This is a genomic window from Candidatus Planktophila vernalis (genome assembly GCF_002288185.1).
Lineage (GTDB): Bacteria > Actinomycetota > Actinomycetes > Nanopelagicales > Nanopelagicaceae > Planktophila > Planktophila vernalis.
Map to the genome: position 1 here is coordinate 101,932 of NZ_CP016776.1, position 24,575 is coordinate 126,506.

Below are 24,575 nucleotides of genomic sequence, written 5' to 3' on the forward strand. Positions count from 1 at the left end.
GAGCGTAAGCCTGTAGGTATTAGGCTAAAGATAAGAGACAAAGGAAGAGAGCCCCGCCCATGTTTGAGCGCTTTACAGATCGAGCCCGCCGAGTTGTTGTGCTGGCTCAAGAAGAAGCACGCATGCTCAATCACAACTACATCGGCACAGAGCACATCTTGCTCGGACTCATCCATGAAGGCGAAGGCGTTGCTGCAAAGGGCCTTGAGTCATTAGGTATTTCACTTGAAGGCGTTCGCGCGCAAGTAGAAGAAATCATTGGTCAAGGTCAGCAAGCACCAAGTGGTCATATTCCTTTCACACCTCGTGCAAAGAAAGTTCTAGAGCTTTCACTTCGTGAAGCTTTGCAACTTGGACACAACTACATTGGCACAGAACATATCTTGCTTGGTCTTATTCGCGAAGGTGAAGGCGTTGCCGCCCAGGTTCTCGTAAAGCTTGGCGCAGATTTGAATCGTGTTCGCCAACAAGTTATTCAATTACTTTCTGGTTACCAAGGAAAAGAAGCTGTACAAACTGGTGGACCTGCAGAGGGCACACCATCAACATCATTAGTTCTTGATCAATTCGGTCGCAACCTCACACAAGCTGCCCGTGAAGGAAAGCTTGATCCAGTTATTGGTCGCGAAAATGAAATCGAACGTGTGATGCAAGTTCTTTCACGTCGCACAAAAAATAACCCAGTACTAATCGGTGAACCAGGTGTTGGTAAGACTGCAGTTGTTGAAGGTCTTGCACAAGCAATCTATAAGAACGATGTTCCAGAGACTTTGAAAGATAAGCAGCTCTACTCTCTCGATCTTGGTGCACTTGTCGCCGGTAGCCGCTACCGCGGTGATTTCGAAGAGCGCTTGAAGAAAGTACTAAAAGAGATTAAAACTCGTGGAGACATCATTCTTTTCATCGATGAAATCCACACACTTGTAGGCGCTGGAGCTGCAGAAGGTGCAATTGATGCTGCCAGCATCTTGAAGCCAATGCTTGCTCGCGGTGAATTACAGACAATCGGTGCAACAACACTTGATGAGTATCGCAAGCATGTTGAAAAGGATGCAGCCCTTGAGCGCCGCTTCCAACCAATTCAAGTAAAAGAGCCATCAGTTGCTCACACCATTGAAATCTTGAAGGGTCTTCGCGATCGCTACGAAACTCACCACCGCGTTTCAATTACAGATGGTGCGCTAGCTGCGGCAGCAAACCTTGCTGATCGTTATGTTTCAGACCGTTTCTTGCCGGATAAAGCAATCGATTTAATCGATGAAGCAGGTTCACGTCTTCGCATTAAGCGTATGACCGCTCCAGCTGAACTGCGTGAATTTGATGACAAAATCGCAAGTGCACGCAAGGAAAAAGAGTCTGCAATTGATGGTCAAGATTTTGAATTAGCAGCATCTCTTCGCGATAAGGAAAAAACCCTCATCACTGAAAAGCATGAAGCTGAAAAGAATTGGAAAGCAACTGACCTAGATAAGGTAACTGAAGTTGATGAAGAACTCATTGCTCAGGTGCTTTCAATCTCAACCGGTATTCCAGTCTTTAAACTTACAGAAGAAGAAACTGCACGACTTCTTCGCATGGAAGATGAACTACACAACCGTGTGATTGGACAAGACCAAGCTATTAAGGCGCTATCACAAGCCATTCGCCGCACACGCGCAGGTCTAAAGGATCCACGCCGTCCAGGTGGATCATTTATCTTCGCCGGTCCTTCAGGTGTTGGTAAGACTGAACTCTCTCGCACACTTGCATCATTCTTATTTGGTGATCAAGATGCATTGATTCAACTTGATATGTCTGAATACTCAGAGCGTCACACCGCATCTCGTTTGTTCGGTGCACCTCCAGGATATGTTGGATATGACGAGGGTGGACAGTTAACTGAAAAGGTTCGCCGTCGCCCATTCTCTGTTGTTCTTTTCGATGAAATCGAAAAAGCACACCCAGATATCTTTAACTCACTTCTTCAGGTTCTTGAAGATGGTCGCTTAACAGATGCGCAAGGTCGCACCGTTGACTTCAAAAACACTGTCATCATCATGACTACAAACCTTGGAACACGCGATATTTCAAAGAGCTTGGGCCTTGGTTTTGCTAACAGCGATGATGACCAAACAAACTATGAGCGCATGAAGGGCAAGGTAAGTGATGAACTTAAGTCTCACTTCCGTCCTGAGTTCCTCAACCGTATTGATGATGTCATCGTCTTCCACCAGTTGACTAAGGATCAGATTATTCAAATCGTTGATTTGATGATTAAGAACCTTGATGATCGTCTGCAAGCAAAGGACATGGGAATTGAATTAACTCCTGCAGCTAAGGATCTTCTTGCTGCACGTGGTTATGACCCACTTCTTGGTGCACGTCCACTTCGTCGCACAATTCAACGTGAAATCGAAGATGCTCTTTCAGAGCGCATCTTGTTCGGTGAACTCAAGGCCGGGGAAATCATCGTTGTTGATGTTGAGGGAGTAGATGCAGAAGCAGTCTTCACATTTAAGGGTGCTACTAAGGCGCAAATGCCTGATTCACCTGAAGATCTTGCTGAAGCACCAACTGCTTAGTAACTAAATGACTAAGAGGCAAGAGTTCACGGTTTTAAAAACCTATCCAGGGTTTGAACTCCGTGAATATAAGCCCTGTGTAATTGCCGAAGTCAAAAGTTCTGCTAATTACTCCGATGCTGGAAGTTCTGCTTTTGGTTCACTCTTTGGTTACATCTCTAAAGGCAATAAAGCTGAGCAGGCAATAGCTATGACTGCCCCTGTGATTACTGCGAAAAGAAACGACAATCTCACTGAGGATCAATGGTTTGTCTCATTTGTGATGCCAGCAGGAAGCACGCTTGCCGATATGCCTCTCCCAATTAATTCTAAAGTTGTCTTGCGCGAACTTGCTGCAGAGATGTGTGTTGTTGCTTCATTTCGTGGCAAAGCAACTTCTGCCTTATCTGCGCAGAAAATCGCTGCACTTCGTGCTGCTGCCGAAAAGCAAAACGTGGCACTTTCTGCCGAGACTAGAGTCGCTCGCTTTGATCCACCCTTTAAACCTAGTTTCCTTCAGTACAACGAGATTGTTATTCCAACTATTTAAGCGTTACCAGCAAAATTCTTTAATGAATCTCCACTAAGTCTAAATACCGTCCATTCATCCATAGCCACTGCGCCTATGGATTTGTAGAGCTCAATTGATGGTTCGTTCCAATCTAGAACCCACCACTGGAATCTTTCATACTCGCGTTCAACACAAATCTTTGCAAGAGTTTTTAGAAAACCCATTCCTAAACCTTTACCGCGATGGGCAGGATCAACATAGAGATCTTCTAAATACAGACCTGGCTTTCCAAGCCATGTTGAGTAATTCAAGAACCAAATTGCAATACCAATTACTTCACCATCAACTTCGGCAACATGGCAGAAAGCGCTTGGCTTGTCACCAAAGATTGTTTCTTCAATTTGTTGCAACGTTGCCTTTGCCTCCAGTGGGGCTTTTTCATACTCAGCTAAATCTTTAATGAGTTGCAGGATGCGTGGAGCATCTTGCTTTATAGCAACGCGGATCATGCGGGCAGTCTATATCGCTTGCGGGGGATAGCTTCTATAAGTAAATCAGCCTGCAGAGTTTTAAGGGCTTTCTCTACTTGTGACTCATCTGGCCAGAGTTTTTTGATTGCGTTCTCAGTTAACGATTCATTCTCACGCAGAGCTTGAACGATTGTGCCACGGCACTTTCTATCGGTGCCATGCCAGTCTTGAGATTTACGCACTAGATCAGTTTTTGGATAACCATTCTTGCGCCAATTACATTGGCCAATAACTGGGCACTGCTCACAGATAGGGTTTTTAGATGTGCAGACGAGTGCACCAAGTTCCATTGTTGCAGCAGCCCATATGTGAGCATTCTTTGGAGGTTGAAGAGCAAGGCGCGAAGCTCTCTCTCTAGTTGTTGGTGCAGGCTTTGGATGTTCATTTCCATCAACGATGCGGGTTAACAACCGTCTGATGTTCACATCCATCACAAGAGTTTGTTTTTCAAAAGCAAAAGCACCAATTGCAGCCGCGGTGTATTCACCGATGCCAGGAAGTGTCTGCAGAATGGCAGGATCTTCTGGTACTTCATTATTAAAATCTTCGGCAATGATTTGTGCTGCAGCATGTAGTCGAAGAGCGCGACGTGGATAGCCAAGACGCCCCCACGCTGTAATAACTTCGGCCGGTGATGCCTTAGCTAAATCTTTTGGTGTTGGCCAGCGCTTCATCCATTCATCCCATTTAGGAAGAACACGATTGACTGGAGTTTGTTGCAACATGTATTCACTGACCATGACACCCCAAGGCGTGGTGTTTCGCCAAGGCAGATTGCGTTTGTTTTTCTTAAACCAGGAAACTATCGGTTTTTCTAACTGGTTCATTCGCCAGTGATTTTTACCCGTTTGAGTGCTTGATCAAGACGTGAAACTTCAACAATCTCCATACCTGCAATCTTTGTCTCTGAACCCGTAGGAACTAACGCTCGCTTGAAACCTAGACGAAATGCTTCCTGCAGACGGCGATCAACGCCGCTCACCTTACGAATTTCACCAGCTAGACCAACTTCACCGATTGCAACTAAATCAGAGGGAAGAGCTAAACCTTTAGCTGCAGATGCAACGGCTAAGGCCAACGCTAAATCAGCGGCCGGCTCTGACATTTTCATGCCACCAACTGTTGCTGCATAAACATCACGGCCACCCACTCGCACTCCTGCGCGAAGTTCTAGAACAGCTAAAGTCATTGATGTGCGGGCAGAATCAAGGCCAGAGACAACACGACGTGCATTTCCAAAATCATTCTCACGTCCCTGGCTAACAAGGGCTTGAATCTCTGCAAGTAATGGGCGGCGACCTTCAAGAGTTACAGTCACACACGTTCCAGGAACTGGTTCTGCATGGCGGGATGTAAAGAGTCCAGTTGGGTCAAGCACGGATTCAATTCCTGAATCACTTAAATCAAAACAACCGACTTCATCAGATGCACCGAAGCGGTTTTTTATTGCACGAATAAGGCGAAGGCGTGAGTGACGCTCTCCTTCAAACTGCAAAACAACATCAACGATGTGTTCAAGAAGTCTAGGACCTGCGATAGAGCCATCTTTTGTTACATGGCCAACTAGAAGCAAAGTAATGTCGCGATCTTTACAGATTCGAATAAGTGCTCCTGCAACTTCGCGTACTTGTGTCACACCACCAGGTGAACCATCTGCTGTGCTGCTACCTATTGTTTGTACTGAGTCAATAATGAGTAACTGCGGTTTAACGGCGTCAATGTGAGCAATGACTGCGCCAAGATCTGTCTCTGATGCTAGAAATAACTGTGGATCAATTGCTTTAATGCGCTCTGCACGTAGTCGAACTTGTGATGCTGATTCTTCACCGCTGACATAGAGGGCAGGAATTCCTTTAGCTGCAGTTTGCGCCGCAACTGAGAGAAGTAGTGTTGATTTACCAACTCCAGGTTCACCTGCTAACAAGATTGCAGCACCTGGAACTAATCCGCCACCAAGTACGCGATCGAGCTCTGATACGCCCGTAGGACGTGCATGTGCTGCAGATAGATCAACATCTCCAATAGGAGTTGCTTTACTTGTGACATTTCCAGGAACAAGTGAGAGTTTCTTAGGCGCAGCTAACTCTTCAACTGAGCCCCATGCTTGGCATTCACCGCAGCGGCCAACCCATTTTTGCGAGCTCCAACCGCATTCACTACAGCGGAATGGATCTTTCTCAACTTTGGCCATGGGTAGAGCCTAGAACGAAGGACTGACTATTTCTTCTGGGCAGCAAGTGTTGCTGGATGTTGGATAACAAAGAGGGGAAGTGAACGGGACTGAGCATCCTTAATACCTGCAATTCGGATGTCACACAGGCGTGCCAGCTCGGCGTAAGCCTCTTCACCCATAAGTTTTTGGAGTTCATACTTATTGGAGATATACACCGGCTCGGTTCCTATGTGTGCATCAGGATTACTTGTGCAGTACCAATCGAAATCTTCTCCGCCATCGCCCCATGCAAGGCGCTCGTATTCACCGATAACAGTAATTGAATATTCGCGCTCGCCGACTTCGCGAGTTTCAAAACTACGACGCAATGGCAACTGCCAGCAAACATCTGGCTTGGTATCTACAAAGTGTTTCTTTTCCTTGATTGCTAAGTGGTGCAATACGCAACCAAAGGAACCAGTGAAACCTTCTGCTTCATATCCTTTGCGGTTTAAGAAAATACATCCATCTTCAACGCGACGGGTTTTGCGATCGCCATCTTCATCTTTTTCAGAAATACGTAAAGCTCCACCAGGCTTCTTTGGACGAGCCTCTGAATAAAACTGCCACATATCTGGAGTTAAGTAAGCGGCTGCTTTATCTGTGCGCTTCTCATCATCTTCATCTGTATACATCGCACCTTCAGTGCAGCAACCACTAAATGGTTGGCTCTTAAATACTCCTTGGCAACCATCGCCATAAATACAGGTCCAATATGAGGTCAACCATGTGAGGTCGCACTTGAAGATTTCTTCTTCGTCATTGGGGTCGCTAAATTCAACCCAATCACGCGCAAACCCAGGTTTTAATTCAGACATAGTCGCAGAGCCTACAGGCATAAAGGTAGGCTTGTTACATGAATCAAGTTGGAGTAATCGGGGCAGGAGTAATGGGCGAAGCCCTTATCGCTGCGCTGATTTCTTATGGCACTGCGCCAGGTTCCATCACTATCTCTGAAAAGCGCAAAGACCGCGCCGATGAACTACGCACGCGCTATGGAATCAAGGTTGAAGATGTTGCAACCAATGTTTCAAAAGCTGATGCGCTCCTTCTTGTCGTTAAGCCACAAGATATGGCTACAGTCCTTGATGAAATCAAGGGATCAATCAATAAATCAGCCGTAGTCATAACATTTGCAGCAGGCAAGAAGATCTCATTTATCGAACAGGGACTTGGAACGGGTAATCCAGTTGTTCGCGTAATGCCAAATACCCCAACTTTGGTTGGCGCGGGAATGGCTGCAATCTCACTTGGAGCAGGCGTAAGTGCAGATCAATCTAAATTTGTCTCAGGCTTTCTAGCTGCAACTGGCAAAGTGATTGAAGTAAGTGAAGATCTACAAGATGCTGTCACTGCAACAAGTGGCTCAGGCCCTGCCTATTTCTTTAGATTCGTCGAAGCGATGGTTGATGGCGCTAAAGCCCTTGGTTTATCTGATGCTGATGCAACAACTCTTACGGTGCAAACAATTGTTGGCGCAGCTAAATTGCTCGATGAATCAGGAAAGAGTGCAACAACACTTCGCGAAAATGTCACAAGCCCAAATGGAACAACTGCTGCAGCACTGGCCTCTTTTGAATCACACCAACTGGGAGATGTTGTTGCCCAAGCTATGAAAGCCGCGCGCGATCGCTCGCAGGAATTAGCGTGAAACGCTTACTTTCACTCGTTGTAATTTCCACTCTTTTCTTCACACCACTAGCGAACGCGGCACCTAAAAAACCTCTTGTTAAGTCGCTGAAATTACTCACAACAATTGCATCCGTTGATGAGTTTTCTGGAGTGGTTGCTTCAGGGCGAACCATCATTGTTTATGGCAACAAAGGCGATAAGTCATTTGCTAAAGCCCTAGATATAGCTGGAAAAGAGCTCTGGACTGTGGAGCTGGATAAAGCTTCACCATCAGTAGTAACAGCGGCGGCAGTTGATAGCACTGGAGTTATTTGGCTTGCAGGTTCGACTTCTTTGGCGCGAGCAACGCCCGCACCTTCTCCTACAGTGACTGCACTTAATCCAGATAAAACCATTCCTGTTGCCGATATTTTTAGCGCTGACTTGGATGCTTATTCACTGTGGTCACTTAATCCAACTACTCAATTACTCACTCAGTACATATTGCAGTTAAGTGCACCGATTTTGATTAATTCCGTAGCGGTAGATAAAAATGGAATCACTGCCGTTGGAAGTTCAGGCACCATTATTACTTCAGATTTAGCAGGAAAAATTGCTAAGCCCATTAACGTTGGCACAGAAGCAACTGTTTTCGAGTCAGTTATTAAGCATGCCGATGGATCTATAACGGTAGTTGGATCAAGTAGTGAAACTTTAGGCGGTAAAAAACTTGTAGGAAAAGTTGATGGAGTGATTATCAAGTTTTCAAAAGTGGGCAAAGTTGTTTCAGTGGTGCGAAGTAGCGCACCTAATGCTTCAAGAAACTGGTTAAGTGCAACTAATTCCCTTTTACTTGGCGGGGAAGTAATTACTGGGCCAAAGGTTGAAAGCGCAATCACCAAGTTTTCAAGTACCTATGTTCCATCGTGGACATATAGGTTTGCTTCATCAGGTAAGACATTTACTGCAGGATCAACGTTTGTATTTTTTCAATCAAAAGGTGCCATTACACAGCTAGCTAATTGGGCACCTAAGAGCGCGCAAGCCTTAGTTCTAGCCTTTGATGCCAAAGGTGTCATTACCGCCGCTCACAGCGCCCCAGCCGAGCAAAAAGAAGTACTAGGACTCTACCTTTCCAAGGATTTGGGTCCTTTGTGTATCACTTCAAGCGCAGAAACCGTTTCGATTTTTACCCTCAACTAGAGGTAACCTAATTCCCTAAGCAATAACGATCTAGAGATGAGAGCGTGACATATGGGTTCCGTAATTAAAAAGCGACGCAAGCGCATGGCGAAGAAGAAGCATAAGAAACTTCTCAAGAAGACTCGCATTCAGCGCCGTAACGCTAAATAGTAATTACGGTTTTAGTAAGGCCAGCTTTCCATTAACCGTGGCAAGCACATACTTAATTTTGTTAACGATCACCCAGGTGCTCTGAGTAGGTTCAGAGCCTTGGGTGCTTCTAATTAAGCTGATTGCAGATTGGCCAAGATCTTTCTTGGTTGTATCAACTGAACACAGACGCTCTTGGCAGTTAAACAAAATTGTTTTTCCATCGGTAGATAAGTACTCACCTGGTATTCCAAAGTTCTCAGTAGTTATCTTTGAAATCTCAAGTGGCTTGCTCAGCATCGCCCAGCGCAGTTGGTTGGGCTTTGGGAATGTGGCTGCTGAGGTTGCAAGCCAGGTAATCAATACATCCCCGTTTACCTTAGACATTGCAACGTCATAACCAAAAACCGATGCTTCATCAGTTGCGATATCAAGAGTTTGATAGCTCCAAGTGTTTGCATCACTTCCGGTTCGAGTTGCCACACGAATTGCCCCAGAAGTTATCTCTTTCTTTTGATTCATTGTTACTACAGAATCATAAGCAACGTAAGTTTTAACTCCATCAAAGATTGCTTGGAGGTGGAAACCCACATCACCAGTTGTGCGACCGTCAGTTTTGCGATCCCCATCAACCATTTCATAAGTCCAGCCTGGTGCTTTGGTTTTTACTGCTCCCAACAAGACGCCTTGGCTTTCATCACGATAGAAAACTTGAATAGCTGAAGCTGTTGCGACACAAGCATTTGAAACGCTCACATCACTTGATGTGCGAACACGATTGGAATCCAAATAATCATTAACTGATGGCCCATCACCATCCACCACATTAAATGTAAAGCTCTTGCCGTTATAGGCGGCATAGCGCAGATCTTTATCTGTTGAGTCACTATAGAAAAGGTGCAATGTCTGCTTCTTACCACTTCCATTAACACACATGGAAATTTCTCCTGATATTGGATGTGTAGTTCGACCGCTTGTTCCACCAGCGCCATCCACAGTGAGCTTCTTCCAAACTTTGCCATCGTATGTGGCAAGTTTTAAATCACCGCTCTTTGTGTCGGTGTATGCAACAGTTGGTTGGCCATTGAATACCGTGCTCGATACCGATTTACCATCAGCAGTTGAATCTAGGACTGAGCTTCTCCAGCCCGCTTGTGGAGTTACGCTCTTGCTTGTTGCTGGCGCAGAAAGACCTAAAGAGTTCTTTGCAACAACAGAAAATGTGTAGGAAGTACCATTCTTTAATCCAGTAATTACAACTGGGCTAGAAAGAGATTTCTTCTCAACTCCAGTTTTTAGGTTCTTAACAATGTATTCACTTACTTGGGCAGTACGGATATTTACTGGCGGATCAAATGAAACAAGCACAGAAGTATCACCGATAAATGCTTGAACGTTACGTGGTGATTCAGGCAAACCAGTAGCAATACCGGCTGGAGGTTTATTGCGCATATCTTCCATCATCGCCAACAACAATGGCCCTGGTTCTTTAAAGATCTCACCTGGATCTAAATTAGGAGTCATTACCGAATCCAAACCAGTTTTAGAAAATGTTGCCTCATCTAAGTGACTAGTTGATGATCCAGATTGATAACGAGAAGGTGTGTAGAGCTTTGGCTTCACACCGTTATTGGCTTTAATTCCAAGAGGTCCTGACCAAACAAGTGAGGATGTAAGGGCTCTACCAAGTTCAAGTGATGGTGAAGGTAAATCGGCTAGGCGTCGACCATCTTCAGTTTGTGCATAGGCATCAAATGGAGTTGGTTGATCCAAGCTGGCAATTCCATAGAAAGCGTCATAAGCATCATTAGATAAAAAACCCAAGCCGTGTGCGATTTCGTGCAAGAAAACTGATTCTAAGTCGTATTCATTATTGCTGGGCATTCCATCCCCACGAGTATTCCAAGCCGCACTTGAGTTAACTTGAATAATCATTTCTGGGTTAGCTTTATCTAAATCTTTACCAGCAAGAGCATTTGCTAATGCCGAGGTATACCAAAGAGATGGATCAGGTGCACCAGAAAAACCTGAGTAAAAACTTCCTGGTCGCGCACTCCCCAGAATTCCCCAAGAACTTGAGCGACCCCATGAAGCATCAATTTTGATTGTCACGGTAGATGCAAAATTAGCTGCCCAGACATCAACGGCTGCTTGTACTTCTTCTTTTGCCCAATCTGGGAAATTGTTGTATTTAACTTCAATTTTAGATTTTGCTTGCAGATTCTTAGCAGGAGCTCGCTGCTCAGGTTTTGCAAGTGTTGCAGTGCCCGCATAGATATGACCCCATTGAGTTGCTGGGATAACTTTATAGAGAGCTTCTGCAGATGGCGCAGAAAAAATCGAAGCAAGAAGGACAAGGGCAACAACGCTGACCCGCGCCTTTTTCAAGAGGATTTTTCGCACAGGGGCACACTATCAAGGTGAGATGATTGCTTCATAGCCCGAGGGTTGGATTAAGCATTCTCTAAGGAAACTGACAGGAAAGGCGAGGGCAATGACAGTAATAACCGTATTCGGTAGACATAGTTGTCATTTGTGTGAGGTTGCAGTAGAAGTTCTTGAAGGTATGCAAACCGAACTTAATTTTGAAATAGAAAAGATTTATATTGAGGGAAACACTGAATTAGAAAAACTCTATAGTGAACAAGTTCCTGTAATTCATATCGATGGAATTCACCATGATTTCTTTAGAGTTGATCCTGAACGGTTTAAATCTTCCCTTGAAAAACATCGTCAGCGTCAATAATTTTGTAAGAGTAACCCTGCTCGGCTAAAAAGCGTTGGCGGTTCTGTGCAAAGTCTTGATCAATAGTGTCTCTGGAAACTACAGAATAAAACGTTGCTGTTCGCCCATCTGATTTAGGTCGCAAGATGCGTCCCAAACGCTGTGCTTCTTCCTGGCGACTTCCAAAAGCACCGCTGACTTGAATAGCAATAGTTGCATCAGGCAAGTCAATTGAAAAGTTCGCGACCTTTGAAACAACAAGAGTTGTTAGTTCGCCAGTTCTAAATTTATTGAACAGGATTTCGCGTTCCTTAACAGGAGTTTCACCTTTAATCACTGGCACGCCTAGAACTTCAGAGAGCTCATCTAGTTGATCAATATATTGTCCAATAACCAATATCTGCTCGCCTTGATGTTTCTTAACTAGTGCCTCAACGACATCGCGCTTTGTGCGAGTGGTTGCGCAATAGCGATAGCGATTTTCAACTTCAGCAGTTGCATAGGTCAAGCGCTCGGTTTCAGTCAGGTTCACTCTTACTTCAATGCACTCAGCAGGTGCGATATATCCCTGGGATTCAATTTCTTTCCAAGGAACATCAAAGCGCTTAGGACCAATGAGTGAGAAAACTTCACCTTCCATTCCATCTTCGCGCACCAATGTGGCAGTTAAACCTAAGCGGCGGCGAGACTGGATATCTGCAGTAAAGCGAAAGATTGGTGCAGGTAGTAGGTGAACTTCATCGTAAATAATCAAACCCCAGTCATATGAATCAAAGAGATCCAGGTGGGCATAAACGCCGTTCTTTTTCTTTGTCATCACTTGGTATGTAGCAATAGTTACAGGGCGAATCTCTTTCTTAGCACCTGAATATTCACCAATTTCATCTTCATTTAAAGTTGTGCGCTTCAATAGCTCTTCACGCCACTGTCTTGCAGCCACAGTGTTTGTAACCAAAATTAAGGTTGTGGCCTTGGCATGTGCCATAGCTGCAGCGCCAACGATTGTCTTTCCGGCACCGCACGGCAAAACAACCACACCAGAGCCGCCATGCCAAAAACCTTCAGCGGCTAACTCTTGATATGGACGAATCTTCCAATCCTCTTGCTTGAGTGCAATCTCATGTGCTTGTCCATCAACGTAACCGGCAAAGTCTTCTGCGGGCCAACCAAGGCGAAGTAGTGATTGTTTAATCTGTCCGCGCTGACTTGGCAACACTGCAATAGTTTCTTTATCAATGCGAGCACCTAGCAACGGTTGAATCTTCTTAGCGCGAATTACTTCTTCCAAAACCGCTGAATCAGTTGTTACAAGAATTAATCCGTGGACTGGATCTGCTTCAAGGCGCAGGCGTCCGTAGCGAGACATCGTTTCTGCAACGTCAATCAAAATTGAATGTGGAACTGCATAGCGCGAATACTTAATTAAAGTATCAATTACTTGCTCAGCATCATGGCCTGCAGCACGTGCATTCCATAAACCAAGTGGAGTTAGGCGGTAGGTATGAATATGTTCAGGGGAGCGCTCTAATTCAGCGAAAGGTGCAATTGCACGTCGGCACTCTGTAGAAAGCGGGTGATCGATATCTAACAGCAGCGTTTTATCGCTTTGGACGATTAACGGGCCATCAGTCATCTAATAGATCCTTAATCAAGGCATTAAGTAACTTGCTTCTAATCTCAAGAGTGCTGATATCAACCCATTCATGGGCAGCATGGGCACCATCACCGATTGCGCCTAAGCCATCTAGAACTTGAGCACCGGCAGCTGCTGCAAAGTTGCCATCGCTAGCACCGCCAACGGAGGCGTGGCCAAGATGAGGCATTCCTAACTCTTTAGCAACTTTTTCTGCACGCTCATAGAGGGCCATAGTTGAAGAAGTCTCAAGTGGTGGTCGGTTAAATCCACCAGTGATTTCATAACGCGCATCGGCATTAACAGCCTTTAGATTTCTAATAGCTGCATCTACGCGCTTTAGATCATCCATTGAATATGAGCGGATATCTATATCTAGAACAGCTAAATCTGGAACAGTGTTTGTTGAGTTTCCAGCGCGCAACATTGTTGGAACAACGGTGGTTCCATGCTCTTTATTTTCAAGAGCTGCAACAGCGATAATTGCATGGGCCATCTCAACTGTGGAGTTGATTCCCTTTTCTGGTTCAAGGCCAGCATGTGATGCTTTGCCGTGAATCTTTATTTGATACATCGCCGTGCCCTTGCGGCCAGTCTTAACCATTCCGTTAAGTGATGCCTCTAAAACTAAAACTGCTTTAGCTTTCGCTGAAATCTCTTTGATGAATTCTCTACTTGTTGCACTACCAGTTTCTTCATCTGTAGTTGCAACTAATGCTGCAGAACCAGTGATGCCCTTCATTGCATAGAGGGCTTGAATAAATCCTGCCTTCATATCGAAAATTCCAGGACCAGTTGCTTTGTTTCCTTCTACTTTCCACAGTGGAGTAAAAGAGCCTTTTGGCCAAACTGTATCTAAGTGAGCCAACACAACTACGTCAGGATTTTCTGCGCCCCACCAAAAAACTGGACGACCGTTCACGTCACGGATTTGTGCAGGTGTTCCTAGAATTGTTGTTGCAAGTTCACTTGCTAATCGCACTACGTCTTGGCATGCCGCTAGATCTTCAGTTGGTGATTCCAACTTCACTAGAGCTTCAAGGGCGGCCAACATGGGTTAATCCTATAGTGGCGCAACGCCGGTGATGCGGGGGATTCTGAAGGATTGGACTTCACCGGTTGCGTGATCGCGAGCAATTAAGGCACCTGCGCTTACACGTATTGGATCAATGATGCGGTGAGTAACCGCGCCATTGTTATCGGCATATCCAATAGAAAGTGATTTTTCCTCCAGGATGTATTTATTCACTAAATCCATAGTTTCATTTGCTGTGGTGCGAGGCAGGGCACCCAAAGCTTCATTGGCAGCTTGACGTAAATGAGTTTGCTTGTGAGTTGATTTTTCACCTGTTCGGATTGCTCGAATTGCTGCATTCAAATTCTCTTCGGTTGGTATTTCAATTTCACCAATTACTCGAGGAGGTCGAGGTTTAGTCAGTGCACGATTTGATCGTGGACCAGTAAGCATAATTCCTGTTGCTGATTCACCTGCAGGTAGATAACCAGCCTCACGCAGAATTCGCATTGTGTCTGTTGCATCATGATCACAGATGACAACTTCAGGTGCAATGCGGCGCAGTTCAAGAATCTCTAATCTTTTATCATTCATAATCTGAGAAATAAGAGCAGTGTCTTCGCAGCGAATGAAGGCCGAAGTATTTCCAACACGTAACTTGCCATGTTTTTTAGAAACATCGGCAATGAGATATTCCAAGGGTTGTGGCATGGGAGTCTTTGAGGTTTTAGTTAAGAAGACCTTAATCTCATCACCAGTTTTGCCATGATCAAGTGCGCGGCGAATCGTTGCTTCGCTAAAGCGATAAACCGTTGCACCTCCACGGCTTTCAATGTCGGCCATCATGGCAAGTTGCTGTGAAATTTCATGTTCTAGTGGACCGGGTGCAATTGCAGTGTTATCGCTTTGAATCAAAATATGGTCAACAGTTTTAGGTAGGTCTTCATTAATGATTGCTAAATCTTCACCGCCCAAAAACTCAATACCGTATTTAGAGATTGCACCTTGCCCAGTAATTCCAAGCCATTCAGCCTCTCGCAGAGTCCAACTAGCTAGCTCTTCTTGCAGGGAAGAGTTGCGGCGCACAGGAGCACGCCAAGCAATGACTTCATTAAAGGATGCAAGCTCTGGTGCAATTCCCTGATTCTCATTGAGAATGGCCAGAGTTAATGCACGCACTTTCGATGCATTTACTCGGTCTAGCTCAGGACCAAGGGCTGCAACGTTTTTAGATTCAGCACGGCCAACTAATCCGCTAACGCGCGAAGTAATAAGCCATTGGGAGGCAAGAACTTGCCAACGATCTGCTGGAGTTTGCATCAACCAGATATCAAATTTATTACTTGGCATTATTCGATCTTGTGCATCAAAACTAATAAGTGAAGCAAGATAAGCAAGCTCAGTGATGAAGGCTGTGCAGGATTCATCTACACCTAAGTGAGTAGAAAGAATCTTTAAATCACGAACCCCTAACCCACCTGCACGGAGTGCATCTGAAGGTTCATCTGCCCAGAAATTAAGAAGTTCCTCTACCCAACGCAAAACCGTGGAGATATTCGCAATGGCTGCAAGGTTGACTTGTTGTTCATTGCGCTTAGCACCGGCTAGCTTTGGTTGAACAATAAAGTTCTCTTTATGAACTTTGCCACCACGTAGATGTATTGCTACCTCGCGAGGCAAGATAACTGTTCGCTGATCAAGTGGAACAAGGAATTTTTGTTCTAACAACCACGCAACTCCTGGACCAGGATTCTTAATATCTCCAACACTTCCGCGCGGAGGTCCCCAAATTAATCTTTCTAAGACTTTTTTGGACTCTGGTGGGGCTTTTTCAACTTCAGCTACTTTAATTTTTGCAACTGATGCAGGTCCAAGACCGGCAGGCTCGTTACCAATGACATCGCGCAGTTGTGAAGGTAAACGCATTCCATCATCAGATGGATAGATCAGACCAATAGAAATCAAGTGATCTAACGCTGAGGATGCAGCTTTATCTGTTATCGCAACAATACTTTTTAATGAAAAAGGCTCATTAAGTGCAGCAGCAGCTTCTAATACCTGGAACTGCCACTGATTCAGTGAATCAATTGCACGAGCCAAACTAGGAGCAGAGCATGCACGAACGGCAAGGGATGCGATGTCAGGAGGAACAGGAGTTATTAGATCGGGGCGAGCAGAAAATAGATTGAGGAAGGCAGCATCATCGACACTACGTAAGTAGTCGGAGAAGGAGCGCATTTCCATAACTTGCCTACATTACTGGCATTTAGCGTTTAGGGGTTAATCAACGTCGCTTTCTGCGCGGGGTCAACCATGTTCCAAGGGCTGCAAGTCGCACAACAACAGGAGAGACGATCTTGCCTAAATAACGGGCACGGCGGAAATCATGGATTGGCCAACCTTCTGCCATTGCGCGCAAGGACAAGATTGCATCTGGATTAATCGCTGATGGGTGTCCCACGCATTGCAGTAATGGAAAGTCATTGTGGCTATCTGAATATGAATAACACTGGCTTAGATCTAAATTCTTTTTCTGTGCAAGTTCACGAACTGCAACTGCTTTTTCTTTTCCATGCAAGAGAAGTCCCAGCATTGCACCGGTGTATTTGCCATCTTTAGTTTCAGCTTTACTGCCAAGTGCTCCAGTAAAACCTAATCGCTTAGCCATGAGCACTGCCATATCTTCTGGCGCTGCAGTAACTAACCAAACTTCTTCACCTGCTGCTAAATGTTTTTGAGCAATATCAATTGTTCCTTGCCAAAGAGCAGGTGAGACATATTGATCATAAATCTCTTGAGCAATCTCTAATATGTCTTCAACACTGTGGCCACCAATAAAATCTGTAGCAGCATCTTGAAAGCGTTGAATCTCTTCTCTATTTTCTTTACCTGTTAGACGAAATCTAAGGTTGGCCAAAACGAAGCGCGAAATATCCTTCTTTGTGAAATAACCACGCTGATACATGCCCTTACCCAGGAAGTAGAGGGTTGAGCCACGAATCAGGGTGTTATCTACATCAAAAAAGGCTGCCCGCTGAGCTGTGAGTGCCATGTCACTACCTTAACGAACTTGCATCAATTGGGACGCTTTATGCTTTACCAATGAGTTCAACAGTCCATGTCGTCCGCCACGGTGAAGTAGAAAATCCCAACAAGATTCTCTATGGCCGCCAACCTGGTTGGGGTCTTTCTGCCCGCGGGCAAGAAATGGCACAAACATTGGGTGATTGGTCTCGAACTATTGATCTAGGCGCTCTCCATGTTTCCCCACTGCAACGAGCACAAGAAACTGCTGCTCCAATTGCTGCCGCACATAAGATTGCAATTACTACGGATGAGCGTTTAATTGAAGCTGCAAATGTTTTTGAAGGAAAACCTTTTGGCGTGGGAGATGGTGTTTTGAAGCATCCATCTTCATGGCGTCACTTATGGAATCCATGGAAACCATCATGGGGTGAACCCTATGATCAACAAATCAACCGAATGCTGGCTGCAGTATTTGCTGCCCGAGATGCAGCTAATGGCAAAGATGCAATCGTTGTTTCACATCAACTTCCAATTTGGATTCTAAGAAGTGCAATCGAGAATCGACGATTGCTCCATGATCCTCGCCGTCGTGAGTGTTCATTAGCTTCAGTTACTAGCGTTCATTTTGATGATGAAGGTTTTATCTCAGGTCTTACCTACTCTGAACCAGCACGTCATTTGTTGCCAAAGAAGAATTGATGAAATCTGGAATTAAGGCCGTAGCTCTTATAGCTACTGCGCTTTTGCTCACTTCTTGTGGAGGTGGTGGAACTTCTAGTTCGCAAGAATCCTTTGTTTCTGGAAATGGTTCTGTAACTTTTATTAAGCCAGAGAAAAGAATTGAAGCACCGGCTTTGTCTGGAATGACTTTATCTGGGACCAACTACACGTATTCAGTAGGCAAGGTCGCTGTGGTAAATGTCTGGGCTTCTTGGTGTTCACCATGCAGAGCAGAGGCTCCAACTCTTGCAGCACTTGCCAATAAATATAGCGATGTTGCATTTATAGGAATTTTGACGCGTGATAACCCTGCAACTGCTGAAGCATTCCAGAGACGTTTTTCACTTCCATATCCCACACTTATTGATGATTCACTATTAATTGGCTTTAAAGGATCACTTCCAGCAAATGCCATCCCTTCAACAGTACTTATTGATAAGTCTGGCAAAGTCGCGGCTCGCATATCTGGCGTAGTAACTGTTGCCTCTCTTTCAGATTTGATTGAGCGGGTGAGCGGGGAATGAAAGATTTCTTTGTAGAGCAAATCATGAGTGGCTTCCTCATTACAGCACTGCCTGTGGCATTTATCGCTGGTGTGATTTCTTTTCTATCTCCATGTATTTTGCCTCTTGTTCCTGGCTACTTATCATTTGCCGCAGGGTTTTCTGCAAGTCGTGGCAAAGTATTTCTGGGTTCAATTTTGTTCGTCCTCGGTTTTAGCATTGTATTTGTCTCATTTGGTGCAATCTTTGGTGGGCTCGGAAATCAATTAGTTGCTAACGAGGGATTAATCTCAATAGTTCTGGGTGTAATTACGATATTTCTCGGTTTTGTTTTTCTAGGAAAATTTCCATTTGCTCCAACATTTCGCCCCAGAATGAAAACAACAGGTGGCTTAATTGGTGCACCGATTTTAGGTTTTCTCTTTGGCGTGGGATGGACACCTTGTATTGGTCCAGCGTTAGCAGCGGTTCAAACATTAGCTTTTCAAGAATCAAGTGCGCTGCGTGGAGCGTTATTGTCTGTGGGTTATTGCTTTGGTTTAGGCCTTCCGTTTATAGCATCGGGTGTGTTCTTGGATCGCTCAGAGAAGTTGCGCAAGTATCTAGTCAAGCGCGGAGACTTGATTACAAAAATTGGTGGTGTTTTTTTAATTGCTCTGGGTCTATTACAAGTTACGGGCTTATGGGGTCAAATAATGAACTCACTGCGCTCTCTTATTTCAGATTTCATTCCGGTGGTTTAAATGAGCAAAGAGATAGAAGTCCCAGAGCTCGGTAGCGTTGGTTTATTGCGCTATGGCTGGCGCCAATTAACAAGTATGCGCACAGCGCTCATTTTGTTGTTATTACTTGGTGTTGCATCTATTCCTGGATCACTAGTTCCTCAGCGCACACAGAATCCCATTCAAGTAGGCGAATACTTCAAGAATTCACCAGAGCTATCTAAATGGATGGATCGTCTTTCACTCTTTGATGTCTATGGATCACCATGGTTTAGCGCGATCTATATCTTGCTTTTCATCTCACTTATCGGCTGTGTTCTACCTAGAACATTCGAGCATTTTCACGCAGCACGTGCGCTCCCGCCGGTCACACCAAAGAACCTTGATCGCATGGAGCATTTCTCCTCTTGGAGTTCACAAGGCGATGAATTGGACAAAGCCCGGGCTTGGTTTAAATCAAAGCGATTTAGAGTTCTAGAAAAAGATGGCTCTATTTCTGCTGAAAAAGGATTTATGCGAGAGACAGGAAATCTCTTTTTCCACTTGGCTCTCATTCTAGTTTTACTAGGAATCTCCTTTAGTTCTCTATTTGGTATGCGAGGAATGGCAATTGTAAATGTGGGTGAGCGCTTCGTGAACACCACAACTAGTTACGATTCTTTGAGCTTCGGCAAGTTGTTTAATGAGAATAATCTTCCTGATTTTGCACTCACTGTTGATAAATTTACTGCCAAATATAACGTGGTAACGAGTGCACCTGAGGACTACACCCTCGATATTACTTTTGCTAAGCAAGATTTGAATAAAACAGAGAAGCGCACAATAAAAGTAAACTCACCATTGAAATTAGGTAATACCAGCATTTACTTACAGGCAAATGGTTATTCACCAGTTGTGACTGTGAGGGATTCAAAGGGCAATGTTGCAATGCAAGGTCCAGTGCCGTTCTTGCCACAGGATGGAAACCTACGATCTATCGGTGCTATTAAGGTTCCAGATGCAGATCCGCAGATCGGTTTTGTGGGTTCATTTGTGCCAACATATTCGCGCAGTGGCGCAGATGGTGCAGTGAGTGTTTTTCCTGAAGCTCTAGATCCACGGCTTTTGTTAGCAGCATGGTTGGGTGATTTAGGTCTCGATAGTGGAGTTCCACAATCTGTGTATCGCATTGACACATCAAAGATGAATCAAGTTGGTCTTAAGTCATTAAAGCCAGGTGAGACTTTTACATACCCACAAGGTTCTTTAACCTTCGAGGGATATCTGCAGTGGGTCAATATTGAGATAGTCAATGATCCTGGGAAGAACTATGCCCTCCTCGGCAGTATTGTTGCCATCCTGGGCTTGCTTGCATCACTGTTTACAAGACGCCGCCGAATCTGGATTCGTGTTGGTAAGTCTGTAGAAGTTGCAGGTTTAGCTAAAAATGCAGCACCAGGTTTAGAGAATGAAATGGCGGAATTTGTAGCGATGTTAAAGGGAGAGAAATAGATGTCACGCACTTGGGCTTATCTCTCTAACTACCTTGTGTATTCATCAATGGCCGTTTACACCCTTTCATTTTTTGCACATGCGATTGAAACAGCGTGGGCTGTTCGAGTAACGACCGAAGATTCAAAGAAGAACATGGATTACAAGCGCACGGAGAAAGTTGCTCGTATTGCAACTGCGATGATGATTTTAGGATTCGTTTTGCTCTTTGCTGGTGTTGTTGCTCGCGGAGTCTCTGCTGGTCGTGTTCCTTGGGGCAACATGTATGAGTTCTCAATTACAGGTGCTCTTGCATTTTCTGGTGCATACCTTGTCGCACTGCGTAAATATGATCTGCGTTGGTTGGGATTATTAGTCTCAATCGCAGTATTACTTACTCTTGGAACTGCTGTTGCAGTTCTCTATCGCCCAAGTGCACCCCTAGTGCCTGCACTTAAGTCAACATGGTTAGTTATTCACGTATCTGCAGCGATTATCTCCGGTGGTGTTTTCTTACTGGCAAATGCGATTGCCGCTGCATATCTGTATTTAGATGCAATGGAGTCTCGCGGAGAAAGAACAGCTTGGGCAAAACGTTTGCCATCACTTGAAGTTCTAGATCAACTCTCATATCGCTTAGTTGCATTTGTATTTCCACTATGGACATTTGCAGTTATTGCAGGTGCTATTTGGGCAGAAAGTGCTTGGGGCCGCTATTGGGGCTGGGATCCAAAAGAGACGTGGGCATTTATTACCTGGGTGGCATATGCGGCATATCTGCATGCACGTGTAACTGTTGGCTGGCGAGGACGAAAAGCTGCGTGGTTGTGCTTGTTTGCAGGTTCAACATTCCTATTTAACTATGTATACATAAACATCTGGGGCACAGGAAAGCACACCTACTCAGGTTTATAGAGGTTAAAGCTTCCTCAAGAAATCTGGATCATCATCTGGCGGCAAGATACGACGCTTAGGTTTGCGTCCACCACTCTTGCGATTTCTTCCAGCAATCAAATAAGCAATTGGGCCAATAGCAAGTGCCTGTGGACCAATCAAAATAATTACGAGTAACCAACCCCATTTTGGCAAAGTCTTAATCTCTGACTCATCTTTACGTGCACAATCTATTAACGCATAGATAGTGATTCCAAAGACTAGAAAAAGAAGAATGAATCTGCCCATGGGATTATTGTATCGCTAGAGCGAGTGCAAAGAGCGCCCCAAAAAACATCTGAAGTTTGCCGGTCTTGCCCAGCAACGGAATGAGGTTAGGCCCACTTGCACCGGACAAAACTGCGCGCGATAGTGAGATTGTTAATGGAAGAACGGCCAGAGTCAGTAAAGAGCTAGGAACCAAAGTTGCAAGTGCGCTTATATGTGCGATGGCTAGCAATGCCACAAAACCTTTGCGAGCTTTTGAATCACCTAGTCTTACGGCAAGAGTTCGCTTTCCGACTAACTCATCTTGAGCACGATCACGTAAATTGTTAACTGCCAAGATCGCACAAGACAGAGCGCCCATAGGTATGGCACACAAAACACTCAGGGCGGTGACACGACCAGTTTGTGCATAGAACGTACCAACTGTTGCAGTCAAACCGAAAAAGACAAATACTGAAACTTCACCCAAACCGCTATAGCCATATGGATTCTTTCCGCCGGTGTAACCCCATGCTGCAGCAATAGCTGCAATACCCACAACTATTAACCATGGTGAACTAAGTAGCGATAGCCAGATTCCGGCGATAGAGGCGATACCAAAAGATATGAATGCTGCCCGTTTTACTTGCGCAGCTGTTGCTAAACCACTTGCAACTAAACGTGTTGGCCCAATGCGATTGTCATCGCTTCCCTTAACGCCATCTGAATAATCGTTGGCATAGTTAACGCCGATCTGAAGCCAAACTCCCACCTTTAGAGCAAGAGCTGCTCGAAACCAGTTCCAATCACTACCTGCTAGAGCAGTTGCAACAAATACTGGTGCGATTGCTGCGGGCAGTGTGCGCGGGCGCGCACCGAGAATCCATTTATTCATGTCCCACCATTTTCGCAAGGGCTATGCGATCGACTTTGCCGATACCGAGCAAGGGTAACTGTTCTAAGTGATGAATTCCTTTTGGCTTTGATGCAGCCCCTAACGCTGCCTCTAAATAATGCGCAATTTCACTCTCACCGATTTCACCAACGACAGCTAGGTGCAAAGCATGTCCCCACTGAATGTCATTGACTGCAAAGGCAGCAAATTCAATCTCTGGATAACGAATTGAAAGCGTTGCTTCTATGGCAGTGAGTGAGACATTCTCTCCACCTGAAATGATTACATCATCGGCTCGTCCCAAGATATGAAGCTTGCCATTTATGATTTCACCAAGATCATTTGTAACAAACCATCCATCGCTAAGAATATAGAGCTCTGGAGCGTTCAGGTAAGTCTCTGACATTACCGAACCACGGATTTGAACTAAAGATTTTTCATTGAGGCAATATTCAACACCTTCAATTGCTTGACCGTTATAAATACAGCCACCAGAAGTTTCAGTCATTCCGTAGGTTTCAACAACATTGATTCCAGCATCTTTCGCTTGCTGGCTAAGAGCTGGTGATATTGCTGCGCCTCCCACTAATACTGCTTGTGCACTTTGTAGATGGCGCAGTAAACGCTCATCACTATTGAGAGCTCTAAATAACTGTGTCGGAACAATTGACGTGAAATCAACTTTTGGATATTTACCTTGGTGTTCACGCAAATCAATAGGAAGTGTTCCAAGTTCCATTGATCGAATAATTACATTAACCGCGGCAATATGTGTTAACGGTAAGAACAAAGACCACTGCTGGCCAGACTTTGCTTCTAAGAACTTATTTGATGCCCGCGCAGATGCAAGTAATGCCGAAGCTGTGAAAGCAACCTCTTTACTCATTCCAGTAGTGCCACTAGTGCCAATAACTAATGCGATACGTGAAGGGGCGCTAGTTGATCGAACTTCGCCAAGACCTAAGGCTGGGCCAGTACCAGCCAGGGCTGCTGTGATTTCTCCCGCTAAATCAGGGATTGCGCACGCAGGGCTGACCCGGTGAATATCTCGTTGTGACGTCATCTCCATTGCACCCGTAGGGTATCCCTTGTAAAGACAATGGAGGAAATGTGAGCAAGCCCTTTAAGCGTGATTTTGGTAGCCGTGAGATACCTCATTGGATAACTGCGCCCGGCGGTGAAGAGTTCGTTGATATTAAATATCAAATGGGTGATGGCATTGCCAAGATCACAATTAATCGACCTCAAGTTCGTAATGCATTTCGTCCTCAAACAATTATTGAATTAATTGAAGCTTTTCATTTAGCGCGAGATAACGAAGAAGTTGGCGTCATTATCTTTACTGGCGAAGGTACTGAAGCTTTTTGTTCAGGTGGCGATATAAATGTGCGCGGTGACGACGGATATCTTGGCGATGACAAATTAGCTAAAAAGGGTATTGGCCGTCTTAATGTTTTAGATTTACAGGTACAAATCCGTCGCACACCAAAACCAGTTGTTGCAATGGTTGCAGGCTGGGCAGTTGGCGGGGGACATGTATTACATGTTGTCTGTGATTTAACAGTTGCTGCAGATAATGCAAAGTTTGGCCAAACGGGTCCAATGGTTGGTTCATTTGATGGCGGATATGGTGCAGGTCTACTTGCAGCACATGTTGGTCAAAAGAAAGCCCGTGAAATTTGGTTTATGACTCGCCAATACAACGCCCAAGAAGCCCTCGATATGGGACTTGTAAACACTGTTGTTCCAATCGCAGAGCTAGAAGCAGAAACTGTTTCTTGGTGTCGCGAGATGCTACGTAACTCTCCACTTGCACTGCGCTTACTTAAAGCAAGTTTAAATGCAGCAGATGATGGATTAGCCGGTGTTCAGCAGTTAGCAGGGGATGCAACCTTGTTGTTCTATATGACTGAAGAAGGTCAAGAAGGACGCGATGCATATATGGAAAAACGAGATCCTGATTTCGGGAAATTTCCAAAGCGCCCTTAA

At 44.9% G+C, this 24,575-nt stretch carries 24 protein-coding genes; 12 read left to right on the plus strand and 12 right to left on the minus strand.

Annotated features, from left to right (window positions below; genetic code table 11):
• The first annotated feature begins 59 nt into the window (after positions 1 to 59).
• Complete coding sequence (locus A7sIIA15_RS00555; RefSeq protein WP_095657716.1) at positions 60 to 2,561, plus strand: ATP-dependent Clp protease ATP-binding subunit; 2,502 nt, start codon at positions 60 to 62, stop codon at positions 2,559 to 2,561.
• A 7-nt stretch (positions 2,562 to 2,568) separates the two neighbouring features.
• Positions 2,569 to 3,090, plus strand: coding sequence for an SOUL family heme-binding protein (locus tag A7sIIA15_RS00560; RefSeq protein WP_095685326.1), 522 nt, complete (start codon positions 2,569 to 2,571; stop codon positions 3,088 to 3,090).
• On the opposite strand, the gene A7sIIA15_RS00565 is transcribed toward A7sIIA15_RS00560, so the two are convergent.
• The 4 genes from A7sIIA15_RS00565 to A7sIIA15_RS00580 are packed head-to-tail and all read right to left on the minus strand — an operon-like array spanning position 3,087 to position 6,611.
• Entirely contained in the window at positions 3,087 to 3,560 is a 474-nt protein-coding gene (locus A7sIIA15_RS00565) for a GNAT family N-acetyltransferase (protein ID WP_095685327.1), read from the minus strand. The genes A7sIIA15_RS00560 and A7sIIA15_RS00565 overlap by 4 nt on opposite strands.
• The gene (locus A7sIIA15_RS00570; RefSeq protein ID WP_095685328.1) at positions 3,557 to 4,408 is read right to left on the minus strand and encodes an HhH-GPD family protein; all 852 of its coding nucleotides are present in this window, start codon (positions 4,406 to 4,408) and stop codon (positions 3,557 to 3,559) included. Before A7sIIA15_RS00570 ends, A7sIIA15_RS00565 begins: the two co-directional genes overlap by 4 nt.
• Entirely contained in the window at positions 4,405 to 5,772 is a 1,368-nt protein-coding gene (gene radA / locus A7sIIA15_RS00575) for a DNA repair protein RadA (RefSeq protein WP_095657712.1), read from the minus strand. The genes A7sIIA15_RS00570 and radA overlap by 4 nt, the downstream gene beginning before the upstream one ends.
• Before the next feature lie 26 nt (positions 5,773 to 5,798).
• The gene (locus A7sIIA15_RS00580) at positions 5,799 to 6,611 is read right to left on the minus strand and encodes a DUF3109 family protein (protein ID WP_095685329.1); all 813 of its coding nucleotides are present in this window, start codon (positions 6,609 to 6,611) and stop codon (positions 5,799 to 5,801) included.
• A 38-nt stretch (positions 6,612 to 6,649) separates the two neighbouring features.
• On the opposite strand from A7sIIA15_RS00580, the gene proC reads away from it, so the two are divergent.
• The 3 genes from proC to A7sIIA15_RS00595 are packed head-to-tail and all read left to right on the plus strand — an operon-like array spanning position 6,650 to position 8,757.
• On the plus strand, positions 6,650 to 7,444 hold the full coding sequence (gene proC / locus A7sIIA15_RS00585; protein ID WP_095685330.1) for a pyrroline-5-carboxylate reductase: 795 nt from the start codon (positions 6,650 to 6,652) through the stop codon (positions 7,442 to 7,444).
• Positions 7,441 to 8,607, plus strand: coding sequence for a hypothetical protein (locus A7sIIA15_RS00590; protein WP_095685331.1), 1,167 nt, complete (start codon positions 7,441 to 7,443; stop codon positions 8,605 to 8,607). The genes proC and A7sIIA15_RS00590 overlap by 4 nt, the downstream gene beginning before the upstream one ends.
• A 51-nt stretch (positions 8,608 to 8,658) precedes the next feature.
• Complete coding sequence (locus A7sIIA15_RS00595; RefSeq protein WP_009612566.1) at positions 8,659 to 8,757, plus strand: 30S ribosomal protein bS22; 99 nt, start codon at positions 8,659 to 8,661, stop codon at positions 8,755 to 8,757.
• A gap of 3 nt (positions 8,758 to 8,760) precedes the next feature.
• Here A7sIIA15_RS00595 and A7sIIA15_RS00600 read toward each other — a convergent pair whose 3' ends face one another.
• Positions 8,761 to 11,139 (minus strand): fibronectin type III domain-containing protein, encoded by a 2,379-nt coding sequence (locus A7sIIA15_RS00600; protein ID WP_095685332.1) that lies wholly within the window; start codon positions 11,137 to 11,139, stop codon positions 8,761 to 8,763.
• A gap of 91 nt (positions 11,140 to 11,230) precedes the next feature.
• On the opposite strand from A7sIIA15_RS00600, the gene A7sIIA15_RS00605 reads away from it, so the two are divergent.
• Positions 11,231 to 11,482 carry a glutaredoxin family protein gene (locus A7sIIA15_RS00605; protein WP_095685333.1) on the plus strand — a complete coding sequence of 84 codons (252 nt, stop codon included), beginning with the start codon at positions 11,231 to 11,233 and terminating at the stop codon, positions 11,480 to 11,482.
• Here A7sIIA15_RS00605 and A7sIIA15_RS00610 read toward each other — a convergent pair.
• Genes A7sIIA15_RS00610 through A7sIIA15_RS00625 form a run of 4 tightly spaced genes read right to left on the minus strand, consistent with a single transcriptional unit; the run spans position 11,445 to position 17,161 of the window.
• Positions 11,445 to 13,094 (minus strand): DNA repair helicase XPB, encoded by a 1,650-nt coding sequence (locus tag A7sIIA15_RS00610; RefSeq protein WP_095685334.1) that lies wholly within the window; start codon positions 13,092 to 13,094, stop codon positions 11,445 to 11,447. The genes A7sIIA15_RS00605 and A7sIIA15_RS00610 overlap by 38 nt on opposite strands.
• Entirely contained in the window at positions 13,087 to 14,148 is a 1,062-nt protein-coding gene (locus A7sIIA15_RS00615; RefSeq protein WP_095685335.1) for a M20/M25/M40 family metallo-hydrolase, read from the minus strand. The genes A7sIIA15_RS00610 and A7sIIA15_RS00615 overlap by 8 nt, the downstream gene beginning before the upstream one ends.
• Before the next feature lie 9 nt (positions 14,149 to 14,157).
• Positions 14,158 to 16,353, minus strand: coding sequence for a helicase-associated domain-containing protein (locus tag A7sIIA15_RS00620; RefSeq protein ID WP_095685336.1), 2,196 nt, complete (start codon positions 16,351 to 16,353; stop codon positions 14,158 to 14,160).
• 40 nt (positions 16,354 to 16,393) lie between these two features.
• Positions 16,394 to 17,161, minus strand: coding sequence for an HAD family hydrolase (locus tag A7sIIA15_RS00625; protein ID WP_095685337.1), 768 nt, complete (start codon positions 17,159 to 17,161; stop codon positions 16,394 to 16,396).
• Positions 17,162 to 17,211: 50 nt separating this feature from the next.
• Between A7sIIA15_RS00625 and A7sIIA15_RS00630 the strand changes: the two genes are divergently transcribed.
• The 5 genes from A7sIIA15_RS00630 to ccsB are packed head-to-tail and all read left to right on the plus strand — an operon-like array spanning position 17,212 to position 21,466.
• On the plus strand, positions 17,212 to 17,835 hold the full coding sequence (locus A7sIIA15_RS00630) for a histidine phosphatase family protein (protein WP_095686417.1): 624 nt from the start codon (positions 17,212 to 17,214) through the stop codon (positions 17,833 to 17,835).
• The gene (locus A7sIIA15_RS00635; RefSeq protein ID WP_095685338.1) at positions 17,835 to 18,380 is read left to right on the plus strand and encodes a TlpA family protein disulfide reductase; all 546 of its coding nucleotides are present in this window, start codon (positions 17,835 to 17,837) and stop codon (positions 18,378 to 18,380) included. Before A7sIIA15_RS00630 ends, A7sIIA15_RS00635 begins: the two co-directional genes overlap by 1 nt.
• Positions 18,377 to 19,102 carry a cytochrome c biogenesis CcdA family protein gene (locus A7sIIA15_RS00640; RefSeq protein WP_095685339.1) on the plus strand — a complete coding sequence of 242 codons (726 nt, stop codon included), beginning with the start codon at positions 18,377 to 18,379 and terminating at the stop codon, positions 19,100 to 19,102. Before A7sIIA15_RS00635 ends, A7sIIA15_RS00640 begins: the two co-directional genes overlap by 4 nt.
• On the plus strand, positions 19,103 to 20,572 hold the full coding sequence (gene resB, locus A7sIIA15_RS00645) for a cytochrome c biogenesis protein ResB (RefSeq protein WP_095685340.1): 1,470 nt from the start codon (positions 19,103 to 19,105) through the stop codon (positions 20,570 to 20,572). It abuts the gene before it with no gap.
• The gene (gene ccsB / locus A7sIIA15_RS00650; RefSeq protein ID WP_095685341.1) at positions 20,573 to 21,466 is read left to right on the plus strand and encodes a c-type cytochrome biogenesis protein CcsB; all 894 of its coding nucleotides are present in this window, start codon (positions 20,573 to 20,575) and stop codon (positions 21,464 to 21,466) included. It abuts the gene before it with no gap.
• 3 nt (positions 21,467 to 21,469) lie between these two features.
• Here ccsB and A7sIIA15_RS00655 read toward each other — a convergent pair whose 3' ends face one another.
• From A7sIIA15_RS00655 to A7sIIA15_RS00665, 3 genes are read right to left on the minus strand one after another with little or no spacing between them, the layout of a single operon-like run.
• Complete coding sequence (locus A7sIIA15_RS00655; protein ID WP_095685342.1) at positions 21,470 to 21,733, minus strand: PLD nuclease N-terminal domain-containing protein; 264 nt, start codon at positions 21,731 to 21,733, stop codon at positions 21,470 to 21,472.
• 4 nt (positions 21,734 to 21,737) lie between these two features.
• Positions 21,738 to 22,586, minus strand: a complete 849-nt coding sequence (locus tag A7sIIA15_RS00660; protein ID WP_095685343.1) for a 1,4-dihydroxy-2-naphthoate polyprenyltransferase — start codon at positions 22,584 to 22,586, stop codon at positions 21,738 to 21,740.
• Positions 22,579 to 23,655 carry an AMP-binding protein gene (locus A7sIIA15_RS00665; RefSeq protein ID WP_095685344.1) on the minus strand — a complete coding sequence of 359 codons (1,077 nt, stop codon included), beginning with the start codon at positions 23,653 to 23,655 and terminating at the stop codon, positions 22,579 to 22,581. The genes A7sIIA15_RS00660 and A7sIIA15_RS00665 overlap by 8 nt, the downstream gene beginning before the upstream one ends.
• 80 nt (positions 23,656 to 23,735) lie before the next feature.
• Between A7sIIA15_RS00665 and menB the strand changes: the two genes are divergently transcribed.
• Positions 23,736 to 24,575, plus strand: coding sequence for a 1,4-dihydroxy-2-naphthoyl-CoA synthase (menB, locus tag A7sIIA15_RS00670; RefSeq protein WP_420021907.1), 840 nt, complete (start codon positions 23,736 to 23,738; stop codon positions 24,573 to 24,575).